The organism is Candidatus Poriferisocius sp., from assembly GCF_965208355.1.
GTDB lineage: Bacteria > Actinomycetota > Acidimicrobiia > Acidimicrobiales > Bin134 > Poriferisocius.
Map to the genome: position 1 here is coordinate 2,628,137 of NZ_CBDBOM010000003.1, position 14,126 is coordinate 2,642,262.

Consider the following 14,126-nt stretch of genomic DNA (forward strand, 5'->3'; position numbering starts at 1 on the left):
CGAATGGTGGAAGATCGAAGCGACCTGATCCACAAAGGGAGTTGCGCTTCGTGCTCGGATGCAGTCGACAAATTCGACTGGGCCCTTTGGGTGGCAAGCATCTTTTGGGAACAGGAAGAACTTGTTGAGATCACGCATGCCGCCAGAAGGTGCGGAGCGTCTTTCGATCGAGGTCGTGGTTGAAGTCTTGACATCCAAATGTGATGTAGAGGCAGCGCTCGCAGGCCTGTTCGGTTCGCTGGTGGCACAGGGGGTCGTTGTCGCATCTCTGTGAAGCGTCGGCGGATCGTTCCAGCCATTGCAGGGTTCGGTTGTTGATCAGCGTCCAAAGTGAGCCCATAGTTACGCTCTTGAAATTGTTGGCGTAGAGGGCGAAGGTGAGGGTTTCGGGTACAACCCACTCGGCTAGAGACGATTCGGAGAATCCGACCTGGCCATCGTCGAGAGCGCGAAGCATCGTGTGAGACATGGTGTGGAGCAGAGTCCTAACTAATTTGGCTGGGCGCGGGTTGGCTGCTTCCGACGCAAAGAGGCGCAAGATCTGGAGCTTGGGATCTTCGCCTGCGGGTTCGACGGCATCTTGATGTGTAAGCCAGTTCATAACTCGGGCGGCATTGAGAGTGATGAGCACCGCTTCGGTGTCGGTCGCCACCGCGAACACGGGATACTTGCCCTGGTACTGGTCTGCTGAGGAGAAGAACCCTTGCAGTGTCCCTTCGCCCGGTCTGCCGGTCGTACGGGTGTAGCCAAAGGCGGCTAGGGCAATCGGGAAGGCCCATGTGACGCTGACGTCGTCGATGCCCAGTTCGTGTGCCTTGTCGATGGCTGAGGTCACTGCCTGGGATGCTGCGATTTCGCCGCGCTCGCTGAGTGATTCTTGGGCGTCGTTGAGGCTAAGCCGACTGACCTCGGAGGTGTCGAAGAGCGCTGCTCGCTCTACGACGCGTCGGCGTTGTCCTATATCAATGACTGTTGACTCGATTCCGGCGAGTGATGCGAGTCCAGTTGCTGTTGGCGCCAGACTAGACCGGATCGCTTCGATTTCCTCTTCGCCTAGCTCCATCTCTCGGAGCTGGCGCTCGCGGATCTCCCATTCTTCGGGCGACAGCCGTGGCGATTGACTTGGCAGGTTCGCCTCTTGGATGCCTTTCTTGACGTCGTTCGTCGCCCCAAGGTGGCCGAGGTAGGAGGCGACCGCGATCTCCCCGCGCCTCGCATGGCCTTGGAGGTCGTTGAATGTCTGGGATTGGAGGTTGATCAGCGACAGGTAGTGTGTGAAGTAGATCCGGGTGTCGCGCACTGTGTAGGCGTGCATTTTTGGTTGCTCGCCGTCCTGTGTAGCGAGGTTGCACGAGCATGGGCTTTGCAGTGTGCGGCGGATGATGCTTCCGTTGCATGCCCGGCAACGAAACACGGCGGTGCGGAAAGTTCCAGTGTCGTCGAAGTAGACGTGGTCGTATCCGTGGCTGGTGCAGGGAGGTATGTGCATCGGGAGGATACGGCCGCACTCGTGGGCGCTGAGATATCGCAGTTGACGCAACCGCCCGTTGCAGGTTGCGCATCGGGGGGTTTTTTGAATGTCGTCGATTCGCTGGAACGAGACGATTCTGCGGCAGTTTTCTCGTGCGCATTCGAAACGAAGCGGCCAGAACTCCCAGCGAACTCCTTCTGGGGTCAGCACCCTGAAGTCGCTGCTTGCGACACGCGATGGTCGACGCAGCCCTTGGATCCTGTCGTCGTCCCAGTGCTCCAGGTAGCGGTCGATTTCCTCTAGCAGGACTTGCTTGCTGCTGAGCTGTGGAGGGTCCGATCCTCGGATCTCTGTGCTCCTGGCGATGTAACCGGTTTCGTGCACGAAGACAGACCCCGGCAAATAGGAGAACAGCACCTGGGTGCGGCTGCGTTGCATCAGGACCCCCTTCCTTCTGGTGGACTGCCGGTGAGTTGTTCGAAGGCGTAGGCCGTCTTGGGCATTGCGCTAAAGCCGACCGCTTCGTCTACATCTCGGAAACTTGTCAGCACTTTCGACATGAACAGCTCGGTTGTTCGGTCGTGGTTGAACCGGACCATCGAATGGAGTTCGTGCTCCTCCCACCGGTACAGGACACGTTCGATCAGCTCGTCCTCGAGGACCCTGTCGTTAACTCCGTTTACAAAGGCCCGATAGGACCGCTCAAGGCGCTCAAGAATTCGTGCCTCCAACTCGTTCGCATGTGCCTGCCACCACGGTGACAGCCGCTTGGTCTGTCTAATGCCCTCCGCGGGGCCTCCAAGGTCGGGATCAAGGGCTAGATCCCACAGGTGCGCCACGACAATGCCCGGAAGTGTCCGTTCCGCGCCGAAATAGGCGTATTTGTTAACCGGAACTGGGGCCACCATGCGGTCCAGAAACTGGTGGAAGCTGGTGAAGTTCACGAATGTTGATCTCTCGCGCTTGGAGAACGCGTCAAACACTGTTACGACGAGTCCGACGTGGTTGCGGCCTGACCTGCTCGAAGCCTGGATGTAATCGGCGACTGTGGGTGGAAGTCCGGCCATCACGAGCATGTTCAGCCGCTCAAGGTCGACGCCGTGTGACACAACGGATGTGCCCACAAGAGCTCGAATGCGGTCTGAACGTGGTGTGTCGAGGGTGTCCTTCTCGATTCGGCTGATAGGTTCTGCTAGTTCGGCTACTCTGACGTCTCCCGTCAGGACGCGCATTGCAAGGTGGTCTTGGTCGTGATCGACGAAGCTCTGGGCCAGTTCTCGCAGGTCATCGGCTATTTGGTCTCCATGGATCTTGGAGTTGACATACGCGAGGGACAGCTCGTAGTTGAAGAGTGCCTCCTCCACCTCGGAGCGGGATTCGCCTTCGATGCTGGGGGTCAGCGTGTCTTGCTGGGCGGAGATGTGGGACAGTAGATGCCGCTGGATAATGCCCGCGACGTCGGCTTTGCGGCGGTAGTGGGGCATCACTCCTAGGTAGAGCCTTCGCGTGTCGGTTGTCTCTTGGGAGTAAAAGCTCTTGGTCCGCTCGAACCCGGGTGTCGGGAAGCTCCGCGGTTTCCGGCCGTAGGCTTGACGGAGTTGGTCTTCGTACTGCTCGATCGTTGCTGAGGCTGCGAGGACCTTTGAGGGGAGGCCTATGCCAGCTCTTGCCTGGAGTTCGGCCAGCGCGCCTTCGTAGTGGGCATCGAAGGCTCCAAGCTCTTCTTTGAGGAGATGCATCTCGTCTTGGATGATCAATGCCGGTACCGGGTCGTGCCAAGCCTCTTGCCGCTCGAAGTCGGCGGGCTTGCGCCCGCAGTTCCTCCCCGCGAGGCAGCGGCCGGCCACATTGAAAGTGAAGTAGCCGTGGTCGGGGCATCGCCACCGGGCGCCGTGGGAGAACTGGACGAATTCTCCGAACCAAGCCAGTCCTGTGAGTTTGTCGACCGTCCCGACTAGCACCGAGGGCATGAACCGGAATATTTCCTCGTCGCTCATGTGCAGTGGGAGCGCCTCTCCGCATGCCCCGCAGGTATGCCGCAATCGGCGGTGCTGCCCGTCGATACGAATGCTGACCTCCTCCTCGTTGCAGAACGGGCATTCGGCTAGCAGCCGGCGTTCGTCGAATGAGCCGCTCTCGGCGTCTACGGCGGCCTCGAAGCCGGGCCACCACTCCCTGGGCCATGTGAGACTGTTCGGTGTGTTGCTGCCGCCGACGAGGTAGCCAAGTTCGAATGGGTCTCCTGCACCATGGAGGTCTTCGCGCCTGATCTTTTCGGCTTCGACCAGGACGCGCAGCACCCTTGAGAGCTGCTGCACCGACAGCATCCGAAGAGGGAACTTCAGCCAGGCTGTGACTCCTTTGTCCTTGCCGCGCATCCGGTCGTACAGCAGCGCCGTGACTATCAGCCCGAGGTATGCCTCCGTCTTGCCGCCGCCTGTGGGTACCCACAGAACATCAGCGAATTCGAGCTCCTGTCGAAAGAGCGGGTAGTCGGTGTGTTCCCTGGCCGCCAGGTCGGGCAGGTGCGACACCAGATAGACGATCTGGAACAGGCGCCAGCTGTCGTAGTCTTTGCTGGCGTTCGCTCTGCTGAAGGCCCGGTTGGCAAGGCGAAACGCCCGCTCGAGACGATCGTCGACTTGCATTGCGCGGCGTCCGAGTTGGAATCGCTCGATCTCCTGTTCAAAGCGGGTCCTGTCGAGGGAGGACTCCGAGGCGATGCTCGGCTCAGCACCTTGGATGAAGTTGTCCCAATGTCGCAAGTATTCGCGCATGGCGGATTCGATGGCGTCGAGAGTTGGGCGCGGGTCATCAGCGAGGTCGTCCCATTTGGCGGGTTCCACGAGGTCGCTGCGAGGCTCGACCACTGGCTGGTGGAATAGGGGGAGTGTCTCGGCCACGAGTTCACCCGAGTCGCTGCGAGTAACCACGCAGGCGTTGCCTTGGCCCCAAACATCCGCCACGTCCTCGAAGCGGTAATCGCGTGGCGCTAAGAGGAACCGTTGCTTCTGTATATCTGCGGGGGGAGCGACATTGAGGCGGAGCCGGCAGTCATAGAGATTCAGGTCCTGGAACGGATACGCGCCGAGGATGCTCGCGTTAGTGACCGAGACGCTCACCAGTGAGCTGCCATCGTCGAGAGGCTGCGCGAAGCCGGTCAAACGAACTTGGGGGTAGACGGGTTCGAAGTGCGGGTCGTGCTTCGCCTGTAGCGCCGTCAGATATGTCGAATGATCGGCCAGGTCAGCCGAGGAGATCGTTCGTGTCCGAGTTGAGAAAGGACGTGCCGCTGCTGGGTTGTCGAAGTGCTTGTCGATTGCTCTCCTTACCGCCCTAGTGATCGGTTGCTGCACTTCGGTGTGTTCCTCGTCGAGGTGAATTCGAAGCTCGATGTCTGAGAGCGAAATGGGGATGCGGCGCCAGGCACCGAGGACTGTCACCGGTCTTCGCGTTGGCGCGTTGGCCGGGCTCGGGTCCGCGTCGGCGGCGTCGTCCGTTTGTGAAGTGTCATGGGCGGTGGAGGCTGCTAGCGCGATGTATTCCCGAAATTCCTCGAGTGTTGCGTATTCTTCGACGTAGATCGCGAAGTCAAGCGATGCCTTCACTGTGATCGGTTCATCGCTCTTGACCGCGAAGCTCATTCCAATGCTGGGACCGCTAGTGCCGTCGCCGCTCAGCAATTCGTCGATGCTCGCCTCTGTGGGGTCTACATCCTCTAGCAGATCGTCTTCGTCGCTATTGGTGGTCGCGACGGGCGGTGGTGGGGCGACTGTTGAAGGCAGTACGCCGATGACAACGTTCTGTCGTGGTTCCCATGGCGGGGGGTGCCTATCGCCCTCACGGTCGGTGAGTAGGCGCTTGATCTCGGTCGCTACGTTGTTGACAAGGCGAAGCTCGCTGTGTTCGGAGCTGGGCTCTGTTGAAGTGGTGACGTTCATGGGGCCACGACTCGCCGTACTAGATGCCCAGGGGCTTCTTCGGGTTCGTCAATTGCGCGAACAACGCGCAGCTCAAATTCGTCTAGCAGTTCCGACGGGTCAATGCCGCCGAGAAGGTCCTTTAGCTTGTCCAGGTTGACACCCCCACCAGACATGGCGTCTGTCATGGCTGCGTTCAACAGCGAACCGAGTTTCATGTGTAGAGACCGTACCTGCCGGACTGCGGCGTCGATCCGCCTGTATTGCGTCTCAACGAGCGGGTCGCAAGCGAGTTTGCCGATACGGCGAATGTCCTCAGGGTCTTCGGGGCCGATCACCGCGCCAGTCGCCCATGTCCGGGGCGACTGAGACGTGACGAGGCAGCCTTCCGCCTGCATGCGCCGCCCGAGGGCCTCCCATGAGCCGGCGTCGCGGTACGCGGTCCGGCATGCGTTTCGCCAGCGCACGAATAGCACGTCGAAAGCTTGGAGGTCTTGGGACTGGTGGGTTGCGGTCACGAGCCGGGCGAAGAGTTCCTCGCGCCCGTCGCCTTGGGGAACCACGACTGTCATTCCCGGTTTCACCGAATCGACTGCAAGGTACACGACTTTCTGTGCCTTGAGAGTCTCGACTTGTGCGTCGTGTCGAATCAGCCATCGGCTTCCATCAGGCTCCAACACGACGGGGATCACTGTCACTGGGTCCCCTCCAACAGCCGAATACTCAGAGCTTGCACCAGTGTCGTCCTCGGGATCGAAGAACATGACGTCGAGGTCTACTTCGAGGTCCACGACTGGCTTCTCTCGAGAGCCGGGATCGAACTCGATGACTTCGTCGATACTCGCTGATGCCGTCAGCGGTGGAAGACTGCCGAGACCAAGTCGGTCACAACAATGGTTGAGCCGTTCTATGGAGAGCTCGTTGCTGTGTTCGACCCGGCGCGTGACGCTTGCCAGTTCGAAGTCGTACAGTACGAGCATCTGCTGAGAGGCCTCAACGGACCAAAGCAGCCCCGCCCGTGAGGGAGGCGGCGAAGCTGGCAGGATCTCGAATCGCTCATCGGCGTTCCATTCGAGCCTCTCGCTCCAGGGCCGCCAAGTGATCGACTCTCCGTCGATTGGCCACTCGGGGACCAAATCTGCCATGTCGTCGGCCAAGGCCATGCCAGCCGCCTCGCTAGGTACTCGGATGCAGATTGGCGCTGTGCTGTGCTTGTCGCGCAACCACTCGATGGCGAGCGCCACTCCCAATAGCTTCGGGTTGTCTTGTTCCATCAGTCGGTAGAGGTCCAGCAAATCCAGCCGCAGGTCGGTCCATCTGGTCATGTAGTAGGTGGACCACCCGGCTTCGACCCGAGGGTCGCGCTCGCTCTCGATGCGGTGGCGGAGCGACGACAACGCCGAGGTCCTGTGATCGAGAGCGGCATGAAGGTTGTACGTCTCAACATGTCCTGTGAGCTGGACGAGGCCGTAGAACAGCCGTCGGGCCGTCTGGAGCGAGGGCGGGAATTCCAGTTGCAGCCTGGCTGCATTGCCGAGGGCGACTCGGATTCTTGCGCTGATGTCCTCGATGTTCGTGGAACTAGGTCGAACAACCGAGAAATGTCGTGGGGCGCCGCGCAGTTCGTTTGCCGACAACGAGGACGTGTCCTCAGGGGTTCCGACCGTGGCGTGGCAGTCTGCGATCATCTCGGCGGTCCAAGGCCATACGCAAGGCTGCTGGTCCAAAGCGCTTTTGGTCTGCTCTATGGTGCTCTCGTCTCCGATCTCCGCCACGACGATCACATGCCGAGCTCGGTGCTCATGGGCCCAGGCAAGCGCTCGATCGAGAATGCTCGGCGACGAGAACGTCGAGCGGTCGATGATCACTACGCCAGCGTTAAGCCCTCGTAATAGGCGAGGCCATCCCACACGGGTGTTGAGGTAGAGCAGCCCGTCTGGGACGTTCTCGTGAAGTTCGCCGTCGGAGGCGACGATTCTCCCATCGCTGCGGATTCTTCCCGCCAGCAGAGCGAGATGAGAAGGCTGGTTAGCGATTCGGATTCGAGCGAGACGTTCATGCACCAGGGTGTCTGTACCGATTACGACAACGGGGCCGTCGAAGCTCGTTGACGCGGCAACGGAGGTCACACGCCGCGCCAGTCTCATCAACTGCACAACGCAGCCGAGCAGTACAGCTAGCTCGTGGCGGCCACGGGGGAACTGGACGACCAGCCCCGTCCCGGGTTGGGTCTGCAACAGCTGGTAGGCGAGACCGGCGCAACTCTGGTCAACAGCCCCGAGATAGACGAGTGTTCCTGCGTCCGTGATTTGGGTGGAACAGATTCGGCTGAGAATCGGGAGCTGCTCCGTTCCCGGAGGAATGAGGTCGTCAACCCAGGCCACACCAGAGCCTCTTCATGCCCATTACTGCCCACTATATGTTTGCGGTGTGACAACACATGGAGCGGAGCCTGCTGCCCCGTGGGTAACGCAACGCTAGGCCGCGCTCTCCACAGACCGGATTCGATTTGCTCGCCGTTGCTCGGCACGGACGGCAAAGCGGTCGGCGGCATTGACAAGGTCGCCAACATCCACGACGACTTGGGTGTTCGTGAGAAGACTGAGAACCGAGGCGAGCACGATCGAGCGGACATCGCCCGGTAGCGGCTCGACTCCACCTCTTGCGAGCGAGCGAATCCGGCCGCGCGCATGGTTGACCGCCCCCTTGATGTCGAAGGCAAGAGGCTCAGCTGCCGGTTGCTTCCGGCAGATCACCAAGATGTCCATGGAATGCGGCGAACTCTGATTCTTTTTGCTCAAGCTCGTGGTCATCTCAGCCCTGACCATCTGCAGATAGGTGACGCACAGCCCGGCTGTTCGCAGGGAGTTCATGCATGCCTTCCACCCCTGGGCGTCTCTGTGGTGGAAACTGAACACCACGATGCCGTCGGCCTTGAGAGCGCGCGCTACATCCTTCCAAACGCGGGTCAACCCATCTTCAAACGTTGCAGAACTATTGTTCTGCACATCAAGTTCGCTGCGGGTGGTTTCTGGTTGCGGGTATCCGGCAAAGGGCCTGATCTGGGTAAGCCACGCGTGGAAGAAGTCTGCAAGTTCGGAGTAATTCACCTTGTCGAAATGGGGCGGGTCGGTCAACACGATATCCACCGATGCGTCTGCGATCTCAGAGCGTCCTGAATCTCCGCACGTCACCGAGGCCAAGCCTGGGCCGAACTGTGGCATGTCCACGACGCGTAGCTGCAAAGGAGCCGAGCACCCGATGATGCGCTCAGTGTTGCCTCCGGTGATCCTCAGGTCAGACGGCGCTGCCTTGAAATCCAACGCTTTGTGCAACCGCAGGTAGCTCGCGTGGAAGCCTCCGGAGGCCGCTGACCACGGGTTTGCCTCAAAGGGCATCCGCTCGAACTGGAGCGTGTGGTTGTGGAAAGCGCTGCGAACCGCTCCGGTGCCCTCCCCCTTGTATGACGAGAGCATGTTGTTGAACTCGACCGACTTGGAGAATGCCGCTGCGAGAGCCTCGCGTTCGGCCGCACCGACTTCGAGATCGCGGATGGCGGTGGCGATCAGGCCGAGCGCAAGAAGCTGCCGGTCGTTGTAGAAGTCCCGCCACTCCTTGAGACCGACCCTCAGCACCTGGTCGGTGTTCTTGCCCCGCTCCAGCGAGCCGCATGGCTGCACAATCCCAGAGCCAAGCTGACCTAGCCTGGCGCTCGCCCGCAGGTAGGCGTCATCGTCTGCTTCTGTCGTGCGTGCGTAGACCCGTTTGCCTTCTTCCTCAATTAGCTTCGCGTACATGCGATAGCTGATCGGAGCGATCTCTGCGCTGTTTGCGACTTTGGTCGTATGGCCAAGCCCGCACTGAAACTGCGCCCCGCTGGTGCCGGCGCCGCTGCGCACCGATCCGCGAAACGGAGTTAGAGCAGCACATGAAGGACACAAGATGGCGTTGTCGACGGAGAGGTCAACCTTCGCGACCTCCCCGCACGTGCGGCATAATCCGTGGGCAGACGGGTGCCTTTTTGGATAGGCGTGCCGCGCGAAGACGTGACGGTGGAACAGGTCCACACGCTCGTCGCAGACACCGCACACGGCAGTAGCGACCCAGAAGTAACCCCGAATAACGCGGCCCTCGTCATCGAGGTAGAGGTCAGTGAGCTCGTCCCCGCACGATTGCGAGATCAGGTCGAACCCACGCCGGAGTTCGTGAGCATCCCAACTTTGAAGAGCTTGCCGCGTTGCAAGGGCCGCCACCGGGTTGATGTCACGACCGACGACCTGCGCTCCGAGCTTGGCCGCCTCTAGTAGTGCTCCGCCCGAACCACAGAACGGGTCATACACCACAATACCGCCAAGGTCGGCCTCCCCTCGGCCGAGTCGCTCTAGCTCGGCTTGGGATGACGAGCCCGCCGCCATCAACAGATGACGATTGACCACCCCGAGACGTTGAGCCCACCACTTGTGCACATGAGTGGGAGGACTGTGCACCTCCTTGCGCCAAGATTCAGCGACCGCGAGCCTATTGAGGGCGCTTGCCTGGATTGGTCGTTCAAGCAGGCTCGGACGCGCTTGATCCAACATCCGTCTTTTCTACCTCATCTCATCCATCGGGCAGACCCTGTAGTGGGACTATCAATTCTTCTGTGGGCGCTCTCATACGGTCATCGCACTTGCTTGATTGAATGCTCTTTGTGGTGTCAACCATTCGAGAACCCGGCGATACGCCCGTTTCGGGCAAGAGCCCGACTATCCAGGCGGCTCGGCCGCGACTTCCTGAGAGCCGATCCTCAGCGCGGTGGACGGCGCCACCCGGGCGACCTCGGCCACCGTGCGGACGCTGTAACCGGCGGCGAGGGCTGATTTCACTGCCTTGGACCTCACCCACTTGGTGCGGTCTAGCCAAGCTTGGGCCTTCCACACCATTTGGGCGCTGTCGTCTAAAGCAGCCATTACTGGGACCGTCGCCACCAACTCGGCCATTTCCTCGACCTTGCGACGTACTGCGGCTCTATGGCGGCGCTCGTCGAGAACCTTGATCTGCTGAGCCAGAGGAAGGCTCTCGTCATTTAGTAGCGCTCTGAGTTCATCGTCGCTCAGATCGGCCAGTTGCAAGGTGTTCGTCACAGCACACATGTTAGTCGTTCGAGATACGAACACATACTGGTTCGATTAACAAACAGTTAGGATGTTCGGCAGCGGCACTCCTAGTGCAAGCGTGTAGACCTGACTCTTGCTCGGTGCTGGCTGGGTCGTTCGCTGGGTGCTAGCGGGTTGACTGATTCGGCCTCAACTCTGGCCTGGTTGTCTTTGCTTGCTGTTGCTGGCTCGCTGGTTGCGGTTGGTTGGCTTCGTTTTGGGTGATTTCTCTTGGCTGGTCTTGGGCCGTGCTCGGGTGCACGGCTTTGCGGGTGCGCGTTCACCGGGTGGGCTAGGTCGGGTCCCAGCAGTCTTAGCCGGTGCCGCGTTTCAACTGCTGTGTTGCTTCGGGTGGCAGCGGGTGCCTGTGCGCCGCGGGCCTGGGGGTTTGGCTGTGGGCGGCGGTGGAGGGGGGATTCGGCCCGGGTCGGGTGGCCCGGTTTGGCGGGTTTCGCGGGGTCTAGGGTTTGCGACCGGTCGTTGGGGCTTCGGGTGTGGGTTGCGACCGGTGCTGGCGGGGATTTGCGACCTGTCGCGACCGGTGGGGGGTTGCAAGATGGCGGCTGTGATTCGAGGGGTTGTCCGTGTGCCGGCGGCAGGATGCGGCTTGGCGCTGTTGTGGTTGTCGTGTTGGCTGGTGTGGTGGATTGTTGACGGCCGAGGGCGGGTTAAGGTTCGGTTCGGCGGACTGGCGGGTTCTGGGAAACAGGTGGCGACTGAGGTGGGGTGGGTTGGTACTGCGCCTAAACATCGGCGCACAGAGTTTAGGCAAAGTTATAATTGCCTAAACATCTTGGGGAGGGGTTGAGGTGCCACTTGAGAGGTGGCCGGCCGCCGGCCGCCGGACGGTAGTAGTCGACAATGAGCTGTATCGCCCGTGGATCGACGACAGCGAGCCGCGTATCACGGTCGTGCAGACGGTGCCCCCACCAATAGCGGATCAGCCGGTGCCGCCGCCTGGACAGCATGCGGCCCAGGCGGTTCATGAGGCGCGGGATGAGGTCAGCCGGTTGCGGGCCCACTCGGGGGATGCGACCGGTGCGCTGGGGCACCTGAGCGCGGTGTTGATCCGCGCCGATGCGGTGGCGTCGTCGCAGATCGAGCAGATCACCACTTCTAGCGAGGCGCTAGCGGTCGCGCTGGCCGGTTTCGGAGATGAGGAGGCTGACCCTGTCCCCCGGGGTACCGAGTTGGTGGCGGCGAACGTGGCGACCGCGCTGCATGCCTTCCGGTCCGACGAGCCGGTCGACGCCGAGTGGTTCCATCGCCGGCATCGCAACCTGCTGGCCGCGGACCGAGAGATACTGCCGCGCCACCGCGGGGCGTGGAGGGATTGCGCGGTGTGGATAGGGGAGAACCGTCAGACCGCCGACTTCGAGGGACCGCCCCACAACCAGGTACCGGCGCTGATGGACGACTTGGTCCGATTCGTCGCTCGCCGGGACCTGCACCCGGTGGTGCATGCGGCGATAGCGCACGCCCAGTTCGAGACGATCCATCCCTACGTCGACGGAAACGGCCGCGTCGGCCGGCTATTGGTCCACCCCCTCCTCGACGCCGGCCCCGCTCCGGTTCCCGTCGCCCACGGCCTGCTGCACGACCCGGCCGGCTACGTGGAAGGCCTCACCGCCTACCGGGCCGGAGACATCGACACATGGGTGGCAACCTTCGCGGCCGCCGTCGCCGACGGCGCAACCGCCGCCATCCGCCTCGTCGGACGCGTCGACGAACTGGCACAACAACACCGGGACCGGGTCCCCACCCGGGCCGGATCCGCTGTCGAGCACATCTTGGACTCGCTCATCCACACACCGGCCATCACCGCCCGCCACATACAAGACACCTACGGCGTAACCCCCGGCCGGGCATCGCAAATACTTCACCAGCTCGCCGACGCCGACGTCCTCAGACCCAGCTCCCATCGCGCCGAAAGGTCCCAAGTTTGGGTAGCCCACCACGTCATCGACGCCATCGACGCCATCAACACAACCCTCCCGCGCCGCCACCTCCCTGGCCCCTCACTCGAGCTATGACAACGCTGCTGCGATATCAAGGTGCCAGGTGGCATCCCGTGCCAGATCGCATTCCGCTCCACACCCATTCCAAGATGATCGCGGCTCATCTGCATCTACGTACACGCCGCCCAGGGCAGGCACTTGACCGGTTTTGCGAAACCGTCACGCGGCGCACCCAGCGTGCCATCACCTGTCTTTCTGCCGGATGATTTCAGGATGTGAATGGATGGAGGGCCTGGGGTGAGTGGAAGGATTGCCAAGATTCCCCGCCGGCGGCCGTGTAGTCCAAACACTCTGGTACCGCCACTCGTTGCATCGAGCGCTCTCAACGTTGAAGAGGCCGATACCCCCTCCAGTCGACAGCCCAGTGGCTGCGGCACCTTGCCCTTGGCTAGAAGCGTCAAAAGGAACTAGCCAGCACCATCGAATTCAGAACACAACCAGGAGTTTCGCCTCGGGCAGTGATCCCCTGCAGAGGAGTCGAACCACAATTCCGCAATTCGCATTTGGGGCATGCCACCCGATGTATATGGGATTGGTGCCTCAAGACTGGTGCGCCCGCTAGCTGTTCGACTTGGCAGATAAGGTCAGTTGACAAAGAAGGCGCAGATGCCACGGGACGTCAGGTCCGTTGGCTCGGGAGACGTTGATCGCCACTGAGCGGTTTGAGTTGATGTGGCTGTGTACCTCTGACACCAGATAGTCGGGTACCCACCCGATCAATTTGCCATCTACTGCGAGTTGAAGCGCCTCGGGATTTGCGGGGTTGTGGGGATCGGGCACAAGTTCAAGCTGAGTACCCTCTGCGAGATTCTCGATCAGTTGGCTCAAGGCTTGCGGATTCTGTTGGTCTGCGTGGCGGATTCCCGACACCAAAAACAACCGCACTAGAGAGCCGTCTGGCCTCTCCGTAGGTTCCGGGACGACTTGAATCGTGTCATGTGGTGACTCTGTCGGTGACCGAGCCAAGAGTTCTGCCGGGGTCGCGGTATCGCGCGTTAGTCCCAGGGCATCGAGGGTGGCGCGATAGCCCGGGTCTGCTGTGCTTATGAGCCTTACTGCAAAGAATGGGAACAGCTCGCTAGATCGGTACTCCTTGTCGAACAGTGGGAACGACGGGAATGGCTGGAAGCGAGGGTGGGACTTGGCTTCGTTGGTGTACGAAAACAGGTATTGTTCTCCGGCGATCTCGAGCCATCCGACGTGAATGAGGCCTCGCGAGTCCTGATCTTGCCAAATCACGCGGAACTCATGGCCAAGGTCCCCACGCTGCTTCCGCAGCAGCGGAATTTCTATCTCAATCTGATCAATTCCGTGTTCTACAACCAGGTGTAGGTGGCCCCCGAGTGCGGTGACATACTCGACGAGCGTCGACAGTCGCATATCTGATTGATGCTCAAGCCTCGAGACCCCGGATTGGGTGGTGCCGGTTGCGTTGGCAATCTCAGCCTGTGACCTGCCGATTCGCTTCCGCAGATCAGACAGGGCCAAGGCTGCTGTAGGGATCGTCCCTGACTCATTCATGAAGTCACGTCCCCCCGCTAAATTCCTGTTTTATCATGTTGCAGTTATACTACTTTGCCGC

7 protein-coding genes are annotated in these 14,126 nt (G+C 60.9%); 1 reads left to right on the top strand and 6 read right to left on the bottom strand.

Going from position 1 to position 14,126, the window contains the following annotated elements; all coding sequences use genetic code 11:
- Positions 1 to 130 precede the first annotated feature (130 nt).
- The 5 genes from ACOGXH_RS13560 to ACOGXH_RS13580 form a co-directional block, all read right to left on the bottom strand.
- Positions 131 to 1,888 carry a hypothetical protein gene (locus ACOGXH_RS13560; protein ID WP_419929624.1) on the bottom strand — a complete coding sequence of 586 codons (1,758 nt, stop codon included), beginning with the start codon at positions 1,886 to 1,888 and terminating at the stop codon, positions 131 to 133.
- 20 nt (positions 1,889 to 1,908) lie between these two features.
- Positions 1,909 to 5,412, bottom strand: coding sequence for a helicase-related protein (locus ACOGXH_RS13565; protein WP_419929625.1), 3,504 nt, complete (start codon positions 5,410 to 5,412; stop codon positions 1,909 to 1,911).
- Positions 5,409 to 7,454 (bottom strand): DrmE family protein, encoded by a 2,046-nt coding sequence (locus ACOGXH_RS13570; RefSeq protein ID WP_419929626.1) that lies wholly within the window; start codon positions 7,452 to 7,454, stop codon positions 5,409 to 5,411. Before ACOGXH_RS13570 ends, ACOGXH_RS13565 begins: the two co-directional genes overlap by 4 nt.
- Positions 7,455 to 7,868: 414 nt before the next feature.
- Positions 7,869 to 9,971, bottom strand: coding sequence for an SAM-dependent methyltransferase (locus ACOGXH_RS13575; protein WP_419929627.1), 2,103 nt, complete (start codon positions 9,969 to 9,971; stop codon positions 7,869 to 7,871).
- Positions 9,972 to 10,136: 165 nt separating this feature from the next.
- Positions 10,137 to 10,514 (bottom strand): hypothetical protein, encoded by a 378-nt coding sequence (locus ACOGXH_RS13580; protein WP_419929628.1) that lies wholly within the window; start codon positions 10,512 to 10,514, stop codon positions 10,137 to 10,139.
- Positions 10,515 to 11,335: 821 nt separating this feature from the next.
- Here ACOGXH_RS13580 and ACOGXH_RS13585 point away from each other — a divergent pair.
- Positions 11,336 to 12,559, top strand: a complete 1,224-nt coding sequence (locus ACOGXH_RS13585; RefSeq protein WP_419929629.1) for a Fic family protein — start codon at positions 11,336 to 11,338, stop codon at positions 12,557 to 12,559.
- Positions 12,560 to 13,102: 543 nt separating this feature from the next.
- On the opposite strand, the gene ACOGXH_RS13590 is transcribed toward ACOGXH_RS13585, so the two are convergent.
- Complete coding sequence (locus ACOGXH_RS13590; RefSeq protein ID WP_419929630.1) at positions 13,103 to 14,065, bottom strand: hypothetical protein; 963 nt, start codon at positions 14,063 to 14,065, stop codon at positions 13,103 to 13,105.
- Between the last annotated feature and the right edge of the window lie 61 nt (positions 14,066 to 14,126).